Raw genomic sequence first — 17,593 nt, 5'->3', positions numbered from 1 at the left:
AACTGCTTCCTGGATGTCGCACGGCGTTCAACTGGAGTTCGACGACGCACGGGAGCGTGTGCGGCGCAGGCACAGGGATGAAGAAACCGGCCATCCAGGAGATGACAATGCCGCTCACCCGCAGAGACTTCGCCAAGCGTTCCGCCCTCGCCGGCGCGGGGGTCACGCTGGCCGGGAGCGTCGGGGTGCTGGCCACCGCGCCCGGGGCCCTCGCCGAAGAGGCACCGGGCGCCGGCCCGGGCGGTGCGGCGGACGGTCACGGCCATGGCCACGGCATCGGTTACGGCCCGCTGGTCCCGGACCCGGACGGCATCCTCGCGCTGCCCGCCGGGTTCTCGTACAAGATCATCACGCGCACCGGCGTCACCAAGCTGGACAGCGGCGAGTCCACCCCCTCCAACCACGACGGCACCGGGACCTTCGCGGGCCACCGCGGCACCACCCTCCTCGTCAACAATCACGAGCTGAAGGGCCCGCGCGCCGACTGGCCGCACCCGGTGCCGCTGGCCGAGGGGCTGGTCTACGACCCTGCGGCGTCCGGCGGCTGCACCGTCGTCGAGGTCGCCAAGGACGGCAGGCCGGTCGGCGAGTGGGTCGGCATCGCCGGTACCTCCACCAACTGCGCGGGCGGGACCACTCCTTGGGGCACCTGGCTCACCTGCGAGGAGAACGAGGACAAGGCCGGCGAGCACGGCATGACCAAGGACCACGGCTATGCCTTCGAGGTCGACCCGCACGACCGCCGGGCCGGCCGCAATCCCCAGCCGGTCAAGGCGCTGGGGCGCTACGCCCACGAGGCGGTCGTCGTCGACCCCAAGCGCGGCCACCTCTTCCTGACCGAGGACGCCGACACCCCCAACGGGCTGTTCTACCGCTGGACCCCGCCGCACGGATTCCGGCACGGCCGCGGGCAGCTGCGCACGCTGGCCGATGACGCCGGCGTGCTGGAGGCCTTCAAGTGCTTCGACTCCGGCGGTCGGTTCGTCGACGACCTCTCGCGCGCCACCAAGGCCGGCACCGTCTACGGCGTGGACTGGGTCGAGGTGCCCGACCGCGACGCCCGCAAGGTCTCGGTGCGCAAGCAGTTCAAGGACGGTGAGGTCACCCGCGCCCGCAAGCTGGAGGGCCTGTGGTGGGCGGACGGCGGCGCGTACGTGGTGTCCTCGTTCGCCCGCGACGAGAGCCCGGTCCAGCACGACGGCCAGGTCTGGTTCTACGACCCGCGGCGGCGGACCCTGACGCTGAAGGTGCTGCTGGGCGTCAACAAGGAACCGTCGAAGGACGGCGCCCTGGACGGCCCCGACAACATCACCGTCTCGCCCTACGGCGGGCTGATCATCGCCGAGGACGGCGAGGGCGTCCAGCACCTGTTCGGGGCCACCGACGACGGCCGGACCTACCCGATCGCCCGCAACGACCTCAACATCGGCACCGCGGACGAGCCGGAGTTCAGCGAGTTCACCGGGCCGGTGTTCTCCCCGGACGGGCACACGCTGTTCGCCAACATCCAGGAGCCCGGCATCATGCTGGCCATCACCGGCCCCTGGAAGCGGCAGCGCCGTCAGGGGTAACGCGGTCAGGGGTAGCGCCGTCAGCGGTAGCCGTATCCCGGCGGCCACGGGGCGGGCAGCTCAGCCCGCCCCGGCCGTGAGCACGTAGTAGTCCAGCAGCCCGGTCTCATAAGCCGTCAGGTAGCGGCGCGGCCACTCGTCGCGGAGTCCGGGCTGCTGGGCCATATAACGGTCGTACGACTCCCAGACGCCGTCGCCGATGGACCGGACCCGGACCTCGCGCAGACCCGCGGCGGTCAGCGTCGCGGCGACCTCGTCGACCACGTGCGGGACGTCCAGGCCGTCGGCGTACGGGGGCAGCACGGTGGGCAGCACCCGCGCCGTCTCCCGGGTGCGGGCGAAGAACGTCGTCAGCGCCAGCCGGCCGCCCGGGCGCAGCACCCGCGCCGCCTCCCGGGCGAAACCGGCAAGATCGCGGAAGTGCTGCGCCGCCTCGACGGAGAAGAGGCAGTCGATGCAGCCGTCGGGGAGCGGGATGCGCTGGGCCGCGCCCTGGAGGAATTCCAGCCGCCCGGAGGATTTTGGGGAGGGGGCGAGCAGGGCGGCATTCGCCTCCCGGGCCCGGGCGATCTGGTCGGGGTGTGCATCCATGCCGAGCACCGTGCCCAGGCCGAACTCCCGCAGTGCCAGCGCGGAGCCCAGCCCGCGTCCGCAGCCGACCTCCAGGGCGGTGCGGCCCCGCGGCCGGTCGAAGGTGCCGAGCACCAGACGGTAGAGATCCTGCTCGCTGCGCACCCGGTCGGCCTCGGTCAGCGGCCGGCCGGCGGGGCCGGGCAGGCCCGTCCAGTAGCCGAAGTTGATGAAGCCGCCGGCGAAGGCGGGGACGGTGCTGAGGTCGCGCTCGCCGTAGGTCACCGCGACCCGGTCGGGAAGGTCCGGGGGTACTGGGCCGTCCGGGGGATCCGCGGGTCCGGCCGGCGGCGGCTGCTGCGTCATCGAACGCTCCTCGTGCGTGCCGTGGGGACGCGCCGTGACGGGGCGGGCCGTGACGGGGCGGGGCCCAAGGGCGGCGGGAAGGGGAATGGCGGAGGCGGGCGGACGTTGAAGGAGAGGTGGTGAGCTCGACGATACGGACGACACGATTCTCGGTCCTGGACCGTTCCCGCACCAGGGAGGGCCATCCGCCGGCGGCGGCGCTGCGGGACACGGTGGACCTGGCGCGCCGCGCCGAGAGGCTGGGCTACCACCGTTTCTGGGTCTCCGAGCACCACGGTGTGCCCGGCGTCGCCGGCTCCGCGCCGACCGTACTGGCCGCCGCGGTGGCCTCGGCGACCTCGGCCATCCGGGTCGGTACCGGCGGGGTGATGCTGCCCAACCACCGGCCGCTGGTGGTCGCCGAAGAGTTCGGGGTGCTGGAGTCGCTGTTCCCCGGCCGGATCGACATGGGGCTCGGCCGGTCGGTGGGCTTCACCGGCGGTGTCCGCCGGGCGCTGGGCACGGACAAGGACGCCGCCGACGGCTTCGCCGGGCAGCTGACCGAGCTGCTGGGGTACTTCGCGGGCACCGGGACCGCCGCCGCGCGGGTGCGCGCGTGGCCCGCCGAGGGGCTGCATGTCCCGGCGTTCGTCCTGGCCACCGGCGCGGGCGCGCGGATCGCCGCGGACGCCGGGCTGGCGCTGGTCATCGGCGACCTCCGCGGCCGGCAGAAGATGCTGGACGCGATCGACGCCTACCGGGACGCGTTCCGCCCGTCCGGGATGTGGGAGCGGCCGTATGTGGTCATCTCCGGGACGGTGGCGGTGGCCGGTACGGCGGAGCGGGCGCGGCGGCTGGTGCTGCCGGAGGCGCGGTCGCTGGCGTACTCCCGTACCCATGGGGTGTTTCCGCCGCTGCGGCCGGCCGAGGACGATCCGGCGGCCGTGGCCGCGCTGCCGGCACGTGAGCGGGGGTTCTACGAGGACGCCCTGGCCGGGCAGATCCACGGCACCGGGGAGCAGGTCGCCGACGCCCTCGGCACCCTGATCGAGCGCAGCGGGGCGGACGAGGTGCTGGTCACCACCAGCACCTACGACCGCGCGGCGCTGGTGGAGTCCTTCGAGCGGCTGGCGGAGGTGGCGGGGCTGACGGCCCGTGGCTGAGCCCCGGGGCGCGGTCCGGCCGCGCCGTCCCCGACGGGTGCGAGGGCCGTCGGGGAGGCGGGCGTCAGCGGCTCACAGGGCCTGTGCGGCGGGCTTGACCATGCCGCGCACCGTGCGGGCGTCGACGAACTCGCCCAGTGCGGTCATCTCCCACTCGCCGGAGAACTGGCGGATCAGCTTGGCCATGATCACGCCGGTGCGCGGTTCGGCGTGGGTGAGGTCGAAGCGGACCAGTTCCTCGCCGCTCTGGGCGTCCACCAGGCGGCAGTACGCCTTGGCGACGTCGGAGAACTTCTGGCCGGAGAAGGAGTTCACGACGAAGACCAGGCCACTCACCTCCTGGGGCACTCCGCCGAGGTGGACGGTGATGGCCTCGTCGTCGCCGGCGCCCTCGCCCGTGAGGTTGTCGCCGGAGTGCTGGATCGCACCGCCCAGGATCATCAGCTTGCCGAAGAAGCAGTTGTCGACCTTCTTGCGGTCCGGGCCGAAGGCGATGACGGAGGCGTCCAGGTCGATGGTCTTGCCCCGGAAGGCCGGCTCCCAGCCGAGGCCCATGGTGACCGAGGTGAGCAGTGGGCGGCCGCCCTTGACCAGCGAGACGGTCTGGTTCTTCTGGAGGCTGACGCGGCCCTTGTCGAGGTTGACCTTGCCGGAGCCGGGGGCCGGGGCGGCCGCCGGGGCCGGGGGCGCGGCGGCCGGCGGCGGGGCGACCGGGGCCGGGGCGCCGGCGGGCGGCCCCCACTGGCCTGCGGGGGCCGGGGGCGCCGGGGGCGCGGCGGGCGCTTGCGGTGCGGCGGGTGCGGCCGGCTCCTCCACGCTGACGCCGAAGTCGGTGGCGATTCCCGCCAGGCCGTTGGCATAGCCCTGGCCGACCGCGCGGACCTTCCAGGCACCGCCGCGGCGGTAGATCTCGACGACCACCAGAGCGGTCTCGGGGCCCAGCTGCGGCGGGGTGAAGGAGGCGATGACGCTGCCGTCGTCGGCGTTGCGGACCGTGCCGGTCGGCTCGGTGCCGGCGAAGGTCGCGCCGGGGGCGTCCGGACTCGCGGTGACCACGATCTTCTCGATGCCCTCGGGCACGGCGGCGGTGTCCACGGTGATGGTGTCGCCGCCGCCGGCCGCCGCGGAGTGCGTCACGCCCGGTCCGCCGGGCTGGTTGTAGAACACGAAGTCGTCGTCGGAGCGCACCTTGCCGTTGGCGGCGAGCAGCAGGCCCGACACGTCCAGCCGCACGGGGGCGGTGACGTCCACCGCCACCCGCACGGCGTTGAGCGGGAGGTTCGAGCCAGGAGTCATAGCGGTCATGCCGGGCTCAACGATCGGCTCGCCTTTGCGGTTCCATTACCTGCGGCCCGATGGCCGCCGGACCCGGTCACCGGCGTTCGCGGGAGTTGCCGAAGAGCAGCCGGTAGGCGATCAGCAGGACCAGGGCCCCGGCGACCGAGGCGATCCACATGGACGGCTCGCCGAAATCCTTGGGGATCGGGCGGTGCAGGAATTTGGTGGAGAGCCAGCCGCCGAGGAAGGACCCCACGATGCCGATGAGGGTCGTGCCGACGATGCCGCCCGGGTCCCGCCCCGGCAGCAGGACCTTCGCGATGATGCCCGCGATCAGCCCGAGTACGAGCCAGCTGACGATGCCCATGATGCGTTCCTCGTTCCTGCGCGGTGGGTGGGTACACAGACCAGGACGCCACCCGGGCGGCGGGGGTTCCGCGGCGTGGCAGGGGCCACGTGCGCACGGCGCCGCTCGGGCGGTTCGGTGGCGCCGCGGCAACGGGCAGGGCCCTCGGGGGCCACCGGGCGGGACCGTCAGTGTGGCCACCGGGGCGGGTCGGTGCAGAAGGTGCCGCCGAGGAAGGCGTGTTCGGGGTTGTCCGGTTCCAGCGCGCCCTGTGCGGCGATCAGCCGTGCCGCGTACGGCTCGGAGTCGTCCTGTGGCGCGTACCCCAGGGCGCGGGCGGTCGACAGGTCCCACCACAGGCGGGTGTTGGCGGACGAGCCGTAGACGACGGTGTGGCCCACGTCCGGCGCGGTGAGCGCGGCGTGCAGCAGCCGTGCGCAGTCGGCCGGGCTCAGCCAGATGGACAGCATCCGCACCGAGGCCGGCACGGGGCAGCAGGAGCCGATGCGGACCGAGACGGTCTCGATGCCGTGCACATCCCAGTACAGGGAGGCCAGATCCTCGCCGAATCCCTTGGACAGCCCGTAGTAGGTGTCGGGGCGGCGGGGTGTGCCGACGGGGATGGCGCCGGAGCCGTCCGCGGGGCGCGGGGTGAAGCCGACGGCGTGGTTCGAGGAGGCGAAGACGATACGGCGGACGCCCGCCTCGCGCGCCGCCTCGTACAGGCGGTAGGTGCCCTCGATGTTGGCGCGCAGGATCTGCTCGAAGCCGGCCTCCAGGGAGATGCCCGCGAGATGGATCACCGCGTCGACCCCGCGCACCGCCTCGCGCAGTGCCTCCGTGTCGGCCAACTCGGCCGTGATCGCCTCAGGTTCGCCGGCGGGGGTGTCGACGGGCCGCTGGTCGAAGAGGCGCAGCCGGTACCCGTAGGGCGGCAGCAGCTCACGCATCAGGGTGCCGAGCCCGCCGGCGGCGCCGGTGAGCAGGACGCTGCGGGGGACGGTGCGTGAGGGGGTGCGGGGTGCGGTCATGGACGGGGACTCCTCCGGCTCAACAGCAAGGCTGTATGCACGGACAGCATTCAGATGTGCGGACACGCTAGAAGAGCTGGTTCATGGCTGGTCAAGACACTTGACGGGGCCGGCGAATCCGCTTGCGGCACGGCAGGGGCGGTGCCTGATCGCCCCGGCCGGACGCATCATCCCCTCCGGACGCATCACTCCCTCCGGACGCCTCACCCCGGCCGGACGAACCCGCACTCATACGCGGCGATCACCGCCTGGGTCCGGTCCCGCACCCCGAGCTTGGCCAGCACCCCCGCCACATGCGTCTTGACCGTGGCCGGGCCCACCCCCAGCCGGCCCGCGATCTCGGCGTTCGTCAGCCCGGCCGTCATCAGCCGCAGCACCGCCCGCTCCCGCTCGGACAGCCGGGCCCGCAGCGTCCGCACCGCCTCGGCCGCCGCCCGCTCCCCGGCGTGCCGGGCGGCCAGCCGCCGCACCGCCGCGGGGAACAGCAGCGAGTCGCTGCGCGCCACCAGCCGTACGACCTGGACCAGTTCCTGCGCGCCGGACCGCTTGAGCAGGAACCCGCTGGCGCCGGCCCGCAGTGCGTCATAGACGTAGGCGTCGTTCTCGAAGGTGGTCACCACGATGATGCGGGGCGGCTCCGGCATCCCGGCGAGCACCTGCTCGGTCGCGCGGATGCCGTCGATCTCCGGCATCCGGACATCCATCAGCACGATGTCCGGGCGCAGCGCACGGATCAGCGGCACCGCCTCGGCGCCGGTCGACGCCTCGCCGACGACCTCCATGTCCGCCTCGGCGCCCAGGATCGCGCACAGCGCCGTACGCACCATCCGTTCGTCGTCGGCGAGGACGATACGCAGCGGGCCGGAGCGGGCCCCGTCGCCGGACCGCTGGTCGTCTTCGTCCTGCCTCGTGGTCACGCCCCGCTCACCCTGCCCCAGTGCATTCACCCTGCCCCAGTTCATTCATCCTCTCCCGGTTCACTCACCCTGCCCCAGCTCTCGCACCGGCCCCCGTTACCGGTCCTGTGTTCCCGCGTCCCGCTGCTCATCGCCCCGCCGTCCCGTCGCCCGCCCCGTCGTCCCATTGCTCCGTTGCTCCGTCGCCCGCCCCGTCGTCCCGTCCTCCCGCCCTCTCGTCGTCCCGGCCGACGGCAGCCGGGCCGTCAGCCGCCATACGCCGTCGTGGGCCGCGGCCGCCGCCTCGCCGCCCAGCAGTCGTGCCCGCTCGGCGATTCCCCGCAGTCCGCGGCCCCCGTCCGGACGGTCCGCCGCCTCGGGGGAGCCGTCCCCCGGTCCGGTCACCGGATTCTCCACCCGGATCGTCAACTCCCCCTCGTCACACCGCAGCTGGAGCCGTACCGCTACCGGCCCGGCATGGCGCAGCGCATTGCTGAGGCCTTCCTGCACGATCCGGTAGGCCTCCCGCGAGACCACCGGCGCCAGCCCCGCACACCGCCCCTCGACCGTGGCCTCGACCGCCAGGCCCGCCGCCCGGGTCCGGGCGAGCAGCGCATCCAGACCGTCCAGGGTCGGCGCGGGCGCGGTCGGATCGGCGCCGTCCTCCTCGCGCAACAGGCCCAGTACGGTGTCGAGTTCGGTGACCGCCTCGCGGGTGGTCTCCTCGATGGCGGCCAGTGCCCGGCGGGCGAACTCCGGGTCCGTGTCCAGCACCCGGCGGGCCGCGCTCGCCTGGAGGGTGACCGCGCTCAGCGCGTGTCCGACGGCATCGTGCAGCTCGCGGGCCAGCCGGTTGCGGGACGCCAGATCGGCAGCCCGGCGTTCGGCGGCGGCCAGCCGGTCGGCGGGCGTCGGGCCCAGCAGCACCGGGGCGCAGCGGCCCAGCAGCGCTCCGGCCCCCCAGGCGGTGCCGGCCACCAGCGCCAGCAGCGCCAGCCCCGTGAGCGGCCCCAGCGCACCGTGGAAGGCGGCCGGCCACCCCGGCGAGGCGTGCCGCAGGGCGCCGGAGAACGGCAGCACCAGCAGCAGGACGGCGGCCGGCGGGGCGGCCAGCGTCATCCCGCTGACGATTCCCCCGGCCAGCAGATGCGCCACGAACCACAACGCCGTACGCCGCCGGGCCGCCCAGGAGAGCGCCGGCCCCTCGGCCAGCCGCTCCGCCGGCACCGCGCACAGCGACCGTACGGCGGCCACCTCCAGCGGCCGCAGCAGCGGGAAGAGCAGCGCGGCCAGGGCGGCGAGCGGCAGCGCACCGCCGAACGCGACGAACTGCCAGCCCACCCGGCGCAGCGGGTCGGCCCCGTCCACGAGCAGCGGGATCACGACCGACGCCAGCAGATAGAACGGCATCAACAGCGCGCCGCCCAGCACCAGATGGACCCAGCGTCGGCCGGCCCGTCGCACCGGGCGGCCGGTACGGGTGTTCATGGCGTCCAGCCTTCCGCGGGCCGCCCCCGGCGCGCCTCCGCCCCGACGACGATCCCCCTCCGCCGTACGGGGGAGGGGGAAGCGGAAGAGCGGCCGGCGCAGGGGGCTCACAGCCGCCGGGTGGCGAGCGTCAGCCGGTCGCGGGCGTCGAACAGCGTGTCCTTGATCATCTGCTCATGGGCCGGGGTCAGCCGGGCCACCGGCACCGAGCAGCTGATCGCGTCCCGGGCCGGGGTGCGGTACGGGATCGCGACGCCGAAGCAGCGCAGGCCCAGGGTGTTCTCCTCGCGGTCGACCGCATAGCCCTGTTCGCGCACCGCGTGCAGCTCCTCGATCAGCTGCTCGCGGTCGGTGAGGGTGTGCTCGGTGAGCTGCGGGAGGGTCGGCGGCAGCATCGCCCGCACCTGGTCGTCGCCGTACGTGGCGAGCAGCGCCTTGCCCAGCGAGGTGGAGTGCGCGGGCAGCCGCCGGCCGACCCGGGTGAAGGGGCGCAGATAGTGCTGCGACTGACGGGTGGCGAGGTAGACGACGTTGGTGCCGTCCAGGCGGGCGAGGTGGATGGTCTCGGTGGTGTCGTCGGAGAGCCGGTCCAGCGTCGGCCGGGCCGCGGCCACGACCTCGTCGCCGTCGATGTACGACGTGCCGACCAGCAGCGCGCGGACACCGATACCGTAGCGGGTGCCGGTGGCGTCGGTCTCGACCCAGCCCAGGTCGGCGAGGGTGCGCAGCAGCATGTAGAGGCTGGATTTCGGGTAGCCGACGGCTTCCTGGACGGAGGACAGACTGTGCATACCGGGGCGACCTGCGAAGTATTCGAGCAACTCCACCGTCCGCACCGCGGATTTGACCTGAGATCCACCGGTCCCGTCAGCTGACATCGCCCTTGACCCCCCTGTTCGGACCGCCATAGAGTCCCGGTTGTTCACCATCTGGGACAGCGTTCACCATATCGAACGCCCTCCGATGTGCGGCAGGACGCGGAAAGACTCGGCAGGCACGCCCGGGAGGAATGCACGGTGGCAGCAGCAGCACCAGTCTGGAGTGTCGACCCCCGAACCGGGAAGCAGCGGGAACAGGTTGCGGTGGAGGCCACGGCCGACGAGGTGGATACCGTGGTCCGCGCCGCCCACGCGGCCCGGGACGCGCTCGCCGACCGCGCCGTACGCGCCGCGCTGTTGCGCCGCGCCGCCGATCTGCTCGACGACGCGGGCGAGGCGGTCATCGAGGCCGCCGACGCCGAGACCGCGCTCGGCCCCGGCCGGCTCACCGGCGAACTCGGCCGCACCACCTACCAGTTGCGCGCCTTCGCGGACCTCGTGCAGGAGGGCGCGTTCCTCGACGTACGGATCGACCACGCCGACGCCGGCCTCACCCCGCCCCGGCCCGACCTGCGCCGTTACAAGATCCCGCTGGGCCCCGTCGCGGTCTACTCCGCCAGCAACTTCCCGCTCGCCTTCTCGGTACCGGGCGGCGACACCGCCAGCGCCCTCGCGGCCGGCTGCCCCGTCGTCGTCAAGGCACACCCGGACCACCCGGCCACTTCCGAGCTGTGCGCCGCGCTGCTGCGCCGCGCCGCGGCCGAGGCCGGCCTGCCGGAGGGCGTGCTGAGCCTGGTGCACGGCTTCCAGGCCGGTATCGACCTGGTGCGCCATCCGCTGATCACCGCGGCCGGGTTCACCGGCTCGGTGCGCGGCGGCCGTGCCCTGTACGACGCGGCCGCGGCCCGCCCGCACCCCATCCCCTTCCACGGCGAGCTGGGCAGCCTCAACCCCGTCGTGATCACCGAGGCCGCGGCCGCGGAGCGCGCCGAGCAGATCGGCGCCGGGCTGGCCGGTGCGATGACGCTCGGCGTGGGCCAGTTCTGCGTCAAGCCGGGCCTGGTCCTGGCGCCCGACGGCGAGAGCGGCGAGCGGCTGCTGTCGGCGCTGACCGACGCGGTCAGCGACACCGAGGCCGGGGTGCTGCTCGACCACCGGATGCGGCAGGCGTTCCTCGACGGGGTCCGCACCCGTGCCGAGCTCCCCGGCGTCGAGGCGCCGGTGACCCCGGGCGCGGGCGGCGAGCACACCGTCAGCGCCGGTTTCCTCTCCGTGCCGGCCGCCCACCTCGCCGCCGAAGGGCCGCACGACCTCCTCCTGGAGGAGTGCTTCGGCCCGGTCACCGTCGTCGCCCGCTACCGTGACGAGGCCGAGATCGGCGCCGTCCTCGCCCGGCTGCCCGGCAACCTCTCCGCGACCCTGCAGATCGGCGACGCGGAGAGCGCCGGCAGCGACGACGGGGGCCGCGGCGCCCGGCTGCTCGCCGAGGTCACCCGGCTCGCCGGCCGGGTGGTCGTCAACGGCTGGCCGACCGGGGTCGCCGTTGCCCCCGCCCAGCACCACGGCGGCCCCTACCCGGCGACGACCTCCACCTCGACCTCCGTCGGCGGCACCGCCGTCGAGCGCTGGCTGCGCCCGGTCGCCTACCAGAACACCCCGCCCGCGCTGCTGCCGCCCGAGCTGCGCGACGACAACCCGCTGGGGCTGCCACGCCGGGTCGACGACCGGGCCGAGGGCGCGTAGGCAGGCTGTTCCCGACCACCGACCAGGCCACTGACCTGGCCGCCGACGAGGCCGCCGCTCCAGTTCCGTGCGCCCACACCCGCCGACCTGGCGGCCGTCCAGTTCAGTGCGCCAACCGTTCCTAAAGACTGAGCGGGAGTGAGTCCTGTCGCCAGAACCCACGCTCAGCCGAGCGCCCCGAACGGTCTTGGGCGTTCTGGTCCACCGCGTTCCTGCCGCGTTCAGCTCCATCGGATCGTGTCCGTGGTCCGGGTACGCGGGGGCGGTTTCCCTCACGCCCCCGGTCACCTGGTCCGGCCTGGGCGGTCCGATGCCCGCGAGCATCGCTCTGGTGCTGGCGGGGCGGTGCCGTCCGTCGCCGGATCGGGTGTCCGAGGGAGCGCCTGCCGATGGCCACCGGGGCGGCGGCGTGTCGGCTGGTCTTGCGGTGTGTGGTGGTCAGCGGCTTCTGCCAGTGCTGCGCGCCCCACATGCTGGTGTAGGCAGGGTCGACGGCGATCACGCCGAGTCCGGTCTCCGCGCACATCGATAGCAGCCGGGCACGGAGTTTGCCGGTGGGGATGCCCGAGATGAGCTGCCGGAAGCTCTTCTTGCGGCCGTGTTTCTCGCGGGTCTTGGAGTCGGTGAAGTCGAGGTCTTCGATGGCGATGGCCTGGACGCCGGTGGTCTTGGCCCAGTGCAGCAGGCGGGTGAGGGCGTGGCGCAGTTGCGCGTCGTGGTGGTCAGCGGTGCCGGACAGGTCGTAGTCGAAGCGGCGCGGCTCACCGACCGGGTTGCCGTGCTCATCGAGCAGCCATGCGGCGAGGTGATCCGCGTTGGTGTCCACACCGACCACACCCTGCGCCCGCAGCGTGTCCAGCGGCACAGCGGGAAGGGCTTTACGGGTCCAGGACGCGTCCACGTACCAGCGGCCGGAGGCGGTGTCGAGGTGGACGCGGTAGGCCACGGCACGGTTCGCTTCGATGCGGTCGCGCCACTCCTGGCCCCGGTAGGGGAACACCGCCTTCGCCGCGAGGACGTACCGGCCGTGCTTCGCGTTCGCCAGCTCGGCCAGTGGCACGGGCAGCTTGATGCTGATCTCCCCATCGGGGGTGATCCGGATCGTCTCGTTCCCGAAGCGCTTCCCGCACTCCCCGTCGGCCGACAGGAACCAGCGTGCCGCCTCCCACCGCTCCCGCCACCGCGTTTCGTTCACAGCGGCGGCGGCCAGGTTGTGCCGGGTGTTCGCGAGCTTCCGGCCGCCGCGCACCACCGAGACCTTCCCCCTCTCCCGGTCAGCGGCAACAACCGAACGCCGCTTCTCCAAAACCGCCAGCCGCCGGGACTTGACGAACCACTCGTGTTTCGACCGGTAACCGCCCGGGGCACGCTTGCTGCCCTTCTCGCCGACCGGCAGCGACAGGCGGTGCCGCACCGTCTTGATACCGGCGTCCAGCCCTTGCAGATGAGCATGCTGAGCGCGCCGGGACAGGCCCCACTGATCATGCGTGCTGGAGGTGACCGAACCGGCCCAGCGGGACGACGAGGAGGCCGTCAGCTCACGCTTACGGTCAGCCCACGTGTGAGTGGAGTGCTCCAGGCCGTCAGCGCACCGCGCCTTGAGGTCAAGCGTTGCCAGCCGCCCCATGTGGCCGCCGACCAGACGCAACACCTTCTCGTCCTGGGCGGTGAGCCCCCTGAGCCGGTCACGGATGCTCACCCCCGACGGCCCGTCAGCGACGAACGGACGGGAAATCGCCCGCAGCGGCTTCTTCGGCTCAGCCATGCGACGCCGCTTCAAGAGCCTTCGCCGCGCGGTTCTTCGCCGACCGGCGCCCGTACAGGCGGGCGCACAACGACGTCAGCACCTCGACCATGTCGCGGACCAGGTCGTCCTCAACCTCACCAGCATCCAAGACGACCAGACGACGGCCGGCCGCGGACAACGCGGCCTCAACCAGCTCCACATTCATCCGGCCCAACCGGTCCTTGTGCTCCACGACAACCGTGGTCACCTCAGGATCGGCCAGCAGCCGCTTCGCCTTCGACCTGCCGCCGTTCATGCCCGAACCGACCTCGGACTCCACACGCACAACCCGGTGACCGGCCGTGGCCGCCCACGCGACCAGACGCGCCAACTGCCGCTCCAGATCAGCCTTCTGATCATGCGAAGAGACCCGGGCATACAGGCCCAGCCCGCCAACCGCCTCCGGCGCGGCGTTCGCCTCGATGTTCACCAGAACCATGCGCGGCCCGACCCTCTGAGCCGGTACCGGCAGCGTCCCCTCACGGAACCAGCGATACGCGGTCTGCGGATGCACACCCTGCGTCTTCGCCCATTCCGTCAGATTCACACGCTGACAACGACACTCACTCACGCATGGTTACGCTCACTTACCCGACTTCGAGGGCCAGCAGTTGAAAACCCCCGCCGGCCTGGCGGCGTTCACCGCCGCCCGGCACCCCGGCGCCCGCGCCATCTCCCACCGGGCCGGGCCCCGCAGACGCCCTTCCCGCTCACCCTGACGCCGGCCCCGGCCCCGGCAACGGCTCCGTCCCCGGCCCCGCCCCGTCCGGCTCCTTCACGGCAATGATCTGCAGCCGCTCCGCTGTCCGCCCGTCCAGCGTGCCCACCACACCGACCCGCTCTTTCCGCACCGAGAAGCCGGCCTCCCGCAGCAGCCCGCGCAGCCGCTCCGGCGGATGGTGCCGGAACACCCCGCCATCGGGCGTCTCGAAGACCCCGTACGTCCCGTAGCGCTCCGCGAACCGCGCATAGCGCTCCCGGTTGAGCGCATCGCCCTGCAGCGGCACATCACTCAGGTACACCACCCCACCGGGCCGCACCAGGCGCCCCAGCTCCCCGGCGATCGCCGTCTGGTCCGCGTCCCCGGGAACGCAGGTGAGCACCGCGAACAGCAGCGCCGCGTCGAAGCTGCCGTCCTCGAACGGCAAGGGGAACCCGGCGCACCGCATGAGCTCCAGCTCCGGATGCTCCCGCCGCCCCCGTGTGATCAGTGCCGCCGAGACATCCACCCCCCGGACCGCCCCGTACCCGAGCCCGGCCAGCTCGGCGGTCAGCCGCCCGTACCCGCAGCCGTAGTCCAGCAGCTGCGCGCTCCGCGGCACATAGGCGTCCAGCAGCGCAGGATCGAGCGGATGGGTGAAGGTCTTGGCGGACCCGGTCGTCTCCCAGAACCCGAGAAATCCCTGTGGCGAGGTCATGCCCGGACGCTGCCCACGAAACCGCCCGCCGGCCCCTGGGGAAACCGGCGGGACGGGCCGGTCGCTGAAGCGGGAAGGACCGGGAATACCCCGCCGCCCCACGGGGTTGCAGCCGGACACATTCACCACGAGGAAAGTCAGCTCATGCGCGTCGAAATCTGGTCCGACATCGCCTGCCCCTGGTGCTACATCGGCAAGGCCCGCTTCGAGGCCGGGCTCGCCGCGTTTGCGCACCGCGACGCCGTCGAGGTGGTGCACCGCTCCTTCGAGCTGGACCCGAAGGCGCCGGCCGCCACCGACATCCCCGTGCTCGACATGCTCGCCACGAAGTACGGGGTGAGCCGTGAGCAGGCCGAGGCGATGGAGGCCCGGGTCGCCGGGGCGGCGGCCGGGGAGGGGCTGGACTACCGCTCCGACCGGATCCACGGCAACACCTTCGACCTGCACCGGCTGCTGCACGCCGCCGCCGCGCACGGGGTGCAGGATGCCGTGCTGGACGCCTTCTACCGCGCCAACTTCGCCGAGGCCAGGACGCTCGGCGACCCCGCCGTGCTGCGCGAGACCGCCGTCGGTGCCGGGCTGCCCGCCGCGGAGGCCGACCGGGTGCTCGCCGACCCCGGGGCGTATGCGCAGGAGGTGCGGGCCGATGAGCGTGCGGCCGCGGAGCTGGGTGCCACCGGTGTGCCGTTCTTCGTCATCGACCGCCGCTACGGCATCTCCGGCGGTCAGCCCGCCGAGGTGTTCCGGCAGGCGCTGGAGCGCGCGCACGCCGACGGTGCGGCGCTGATCCCGGCGGGCGGCGAGGCCGGGGTGTGCGGTGACGACGGCTGCGCGGTGCCGGGGGAGTGACCGTGTGACGGCCTGCCCGCGCCGCGTACCGCTCCGCCCGCGCTCCGCCCGCGCCCCGCCCGTACCGGCCGGCGCGAGCCTCGGCCCCGCGCGCACCCGCAGGGCCCGTTGGCGGGATACGGCCCCGGTCATGGACGCGCCGGGTGATCACCGAGCACAGTGGGGGCATGCAGCGACGTGCGTCACTCGGCGGGGCCGAGTTCCAGACCCGGACGACCTATCTGAACTCCGCCTCCAGCGGGCTCCTCCCGGCGCGCAGTGCCGCCGCCCTGCGCGCTGCCGTCGAGGAATCCGTCTCCCACGGCACCATGGGCCGCGACTACTTCGCCGCCGCCCATGCCTCCCGTGCCGCCTTCGCCCGGCTGCTGGAGGTGCCCGCCGAGCGGGTCGCCCTCGGCAGCTCGGTCGCGGTGCAGTCCGCCTTCGTCGCCGCCTCGCTCCCGGCCGGCGCGGAAGTGCTCGCTCCCGAGGGCGACTTCAGCTCCCTGGTCAATCCGTTCGCCGCCCACCCGGGGATCAAGCTGCGCACCGTGCCGCTGGAGGCGCTTGCCGATGCGGTGCGCCCCGGCACCGCGCTGGTCGCCTTCAGCGCCGTGCAGTCGCTGGACGGGCGGATCGCCGACATGGCGGCGGTCCGCGAGGCGGCGCGGGCCCACGGGGCGCGCTCCTACCTGGACGTCACCCAGGCCGCCGGCTGGCTGCCGCTGCGCGCCGCCGACTTCGACTTCGTCGTCGCCGGGGCCTTCAAGTGGCTGCTGTGCCCGCGGGGGACGACCTTCATGGCGTTCGGAGGGGATATCGGGCGGGGCGGGGAGTGGCCCGCCGCCCTCCACGCCGGCTGGGTCGCCGGCGAGGACATCGGCGCATCCAACTACGGCCCCCTCCGTCCGGCGGCCGACGCCCGGCGCTTCGACGAACCGCACGCCTACCTCTCCTATGTGGGCGCCGAGCAGTCCCTCGGCCTCCTCGGCGAGCTGGGCGTGGCGGCCGTCCACGCCCACAACACCGCGCTCGCCGACCACTATCGCGCGGGGCTGGCCGAACGCGGTCTGACGCCCTGCCCCGCGCCCGGCTCGGCGATCGTCTCCACCCCCGGGATCGCGGACGCGGAGCAGCGGCTGGCCGAGGCGGATGTGCGGATCTCGGTGCGCGGCGGCCTGCTGCGCGCGGCCTTCCACCTCTACAACTCGACGGACGACGTGGACCGGTTGCTGGCCCTGCTGGGGTAGCCCGGACCGGCCCCGGCCACACGACCGGCCCCCGCTCACACCAGCGCGGCCGCCGCACAGACCCTGCTGTGCGGCGGCCGCGCCACCCGTACCCCGCCGTGACTACCTCACCGGCGTGAAGTCCCGGGCTCCGATGTACTCGGGGCGCCGGACCGGCGCCGCGAACGGCTCCACCGCTTCGTTGTCCACGCTGTTGAAGACGATGAAGACATTGCTGCGCGGGTACGGCGTGATGTTGTCACCCGAGCCGTGCATGGCATTGCAGTCGAACCAGGTCGCCGAGCCGGCCTTGCCGGTGAAGAGGCGGATGCTGTGCTTGTCCGCCATCTTCGTCAGCACCTCGTCCGACGGGATGCCCGCGTCCTGCATCTGCAGCGACCGCTTGTAGTTGTCCTTCGGCGTCTCGCCCTCACAGCCCACGAAGTGCTGGTGCGAGCCGGGCATGATCATCAAGCCGCCGTTGGTGTCGTAGTTCTCGGTGAGCGCGATCGAGACCGACACGGTGCGCATATTCGGCAGACCGTCCTCGGCGTGCCAGGTCTCGAAGTCCGAGTGCCAGTAGAAGCCGGTGGCACCGAAGCCGGGCTTCACATTGATCCGCGACTGGTGGACGTAGACGTCCGAGCCGAGGATCTGACGGGCACGGCCGACCACACGCGGGTCGGAGACCAGTTTGGCGAACACCTCGCTGATCTTGTGCACCTCGAACACGGTCCGTACGTCGCCCGACTTCGGCTCGACGATGGAGCGCGGGTCGGCGCGCATCGCCGGGTCGAGGACGAGACGGTCCAGTTCGGCGCGGTACACCGCGACTTCTTCCGCCGTCAGCAGCTCTCCGATGGCGAAAAAGCCGTCGCGTTCGAAGTCGCTCAGCTCGGACGGCGCGAACGGGCCGGCCGCTCCGGGCTGCGACCACACCACCGGGTCCTTCCGCGGGGTGATGACCTCAGCGGTCCCACGGGTCGGGTACAGGTCGGCGGTGCGCTCGGGTGCGGTGGTCATGGTGTTGCCTTCCTCTCCTCTCGTACGGGCTCTGGCTTCCGTGCGTGTGGGCGTGCCTTC

The 17,593-nt window shown here is 73.1% G+C and carries 16 protein-coding genes; 5 read left to right on the top strand and 11 right to left on the bottom strand.

Annotation, left to right across the window (positions count from 1 at the left end):
• Positions 1-107 precede the first annotated feature (107 nt).
• Positions 108-1,571 (top strand): alkaline phosphatase PhoX, encoded by a 1,464-nt coding sequence (locus ABR737_RS12555; RefSeq protein ID WP_350250262.1) that lies wholly within the window; start codon positions 108-110, stop codon positions 1,569-1,571.
• Positions 1,572-1,631: 60 nt separating this feature from the next.
• On the opposite strand, the gene ABR737_RS12550 is transcribed toward ABR737_RS12555, so the two are convergent.
• Positions 1,632-2,507 (bottom strand): class I SAM-dependent methyltransferase, encoded by an 876-nt coding sequence (locus tag ABR737_RS12550; protein ID WP_350250261.1) that lies wholly within the window; start codon positions 2,505-2,507, stop codon positions 1,632-1,634.
• Between the two features lie 119 nt (positions 2,508-2,626).
• Between ABR737_RS12550 and ABR737_RS12545 the strand changes: the two genes are divergently transcribed.
• Positions 2,627-3,649 (top strand): LLM class flavin-dependent oxidoreductase, encoded by a 1,023-nt coding sequence (locus tag ABR737_RS12545; RefSeq protein WP_350250260.1) that lies wholly within the window; start codon positions 2,627-2,629, stop codon positions 3,647-3,649.
• A gap of 72 nt (positions 3,650-3,721) precedes the next feature.
• On the opposite strand, the gene ABR737_RS12540 is transcribed toward ABR737_RS12545, so the two are convergent.
• From ABR737_RS12540 to ABR737_RS12515, 6 genes are all read right to left on the bottom strand, one after another.
• Entirely contained in the window at positions 3,722-4,945 is a 1,224-nt protein-coding gene (locus ABR737_RS12540) for a TerD family protein (RefSeq protein ID WP_350256764.1), read from the bottom strand.
• 76 nt (positions 4,946-5,021) lie between these two features.
• On the bottom strand, positions 5,022-5,294 hold the full coding sequence (locus ABR737_RS12535) for a GlsB/YeaQ/YmgE family stress response membrane protein (RefSeq protein ID WP_088797103.1): 273 nt from the start codon (positions 5,292-5,294) through the stop codon (positions 5,022-5,024).
• Between the two features lie 167 nt (positions 5,295-5,461).
• Positions 5,462-6,304, bottom strand: a complete 843-nt coding sequence (locus ABR737_RS12530) for an NAD-dependent epimerase/dehydratase family protein (RefSeq protein WP_350250259.1) — start codon at positions 6,302-6,304, stop codon at positions 5,462-5,464.
• A 203-nt stretch (positions 6,305-6,507) separates the two neighbouring features.
• Positions 6,508-7,221: a response regulator transcription factor gene (locus ABR737_RS12525; protein ID WP_350250258.1), complete on the bottom strand. Its 714-nt coding sequence runs from the start codon at positions 7,219-7,221 to the stop codon at positions 6,508-6,510.
• A 96-nt stretch (positions 7,222-7,317) separates the two neighbouring features.
• Entirely contained in the window at positions 7,318-8,688 is a 1,371-nt protein-coding gene (locus ABR737_RS12520) for a sensor histidine kinase (protein ID WP_350250257.1), read from the bottom strand.
• A gap of 107 nt (positions 8,689-8,795) precedes the next feature.
• Complete coding sequence (locus tag ABR737_RS12515; RefSeq protein ID WP_350250256.1) at positions 8,796-9,566, bottom strand: IclR family transcriptional regulator; 771 nt, start codon at positions 9,564-9,566, stop codon at positions 8,796-8,798.
• A gap of 138 nt (positions 9,567-9,704) precedes the next feature.
• Here ABR737_RS12515 and ABR737_RS12510 point away from each other — a divergent pair, with 138 nt between their 5' ends.
• Positions 9,705-11,249, top strand: coding sequence for an aldehyde dehydrogenase (NADP(+)) (locus ABR737_RS12510; RefSeq protein ID WP_350250255.1), 1,545 nt, complete (start codon positions 9,705-9,707; stop codon positions 11,247-11,249).
• 121 nt (positions 11,250-11,370) lie between these two features.
• On the opposite strand, the gene ABR737_RS12505 is transcribed toward ABR737_RS12510, so the two are convergent.
• The 3 genes from ABR737_RS12505 to ABR737_RS12495 form a co-directional block, all read right to left on the bottom strand.
• Positions 11,371-13,014 carry an IS200/IS605 family accessory protein TnpB-related protein gene (locus ABR737_RS12505; RefSeq protein WP_350250254.1) on the bottom strand — a complete coding sequence of 548 codons (1,644 nt, stop codon included), beginning with the start codon at positions 13,012-13,014 and terminating at the stop codon, positions 11,371-11,373.
• Positions 13,007-13,582 (bottom strand): IS607 family transposase, encoded by a 576-nt coding sequence (locus ABR737_RS12500; protein WP_350250253.1) that lies wholly within the window; start codon positions 13,580-13,582, stop codon positions 13,007-13,009. Before ABR737_RS12500 ends, ABR737_RS12505 begins: the two co-directional genes overlap by 8 nt.
• A gap of 163 nt (positions 13,583-13,745) precedes the next feature.
• Positions 13,746-14,453: a class I SAM-dependent methyltransferase gene (locus ABR737_RS12495; protein ID WP_350250252.1), complete on the bottom strand. Its 708-nt coding sequence runs from the start codon at positions 14,451-14,453 to the stop codon at positions 13,746-13,748.
• Positions 14,454-14,597: 144 nt separating this feature from the next.
• On the opposite strand from ABR737_RS12495, the gene ABR737_RS12490 reads away from it, so the two are divergent.
• Positions 14,598-15,302, top strand: coding sequence for a DsbA family oxidoreductase (locus ABR737_RS12490; protein ID WP_350250251.1), 705 nt, complete (start codon positions 14,598-14,600; stop codon positions 15,300-15,302).
• Positions 15,303-15,469: 167 nt separating this feature from the next.
• Entirely contained in the window at positions 15,470-16,531 is a 1,062-nt protein-coding gene (locus tag ABR737_RS12485; RefSeq protein WP_350250250.1) for an aminotransferase class V-fold PLP-dependent enzyme, read from the top strand.
• Positions 16,532-16,633: 102 nt separating this feature from the next.
• On the opposite strand, the gene thpD is transcribed toward ABR737_RS12485, so the two are convergent.
• Positions 16,634-17,533 (bottom strand): ectoine hydroxylase, encoded by a 900-nt coding sequence (gene thpD / locus ABR737_RS12480; RefSeq protein ID WP_350250249.1) that lies wholly within the window; start codon positions 17,531-17,533, stop codon positions 16,634-16,636.
• Between the last annotated feature and the right edge of the window lie 60 nt (positions 17,534-17,593).

The organism is Streptomyces sp. Edi2, assembly GCF_040253635.1.
Lineage (GTDB): Bacteria > Actinomycetota > Actinomycetes > Streptomycetales > Streptomycetaceae > Streptomyces.
The sequence above is the reverse complement of the archived record's forward strand: the minus strand, read 5'-3'. Positions and strand labels throughout refer to the sequence as shown.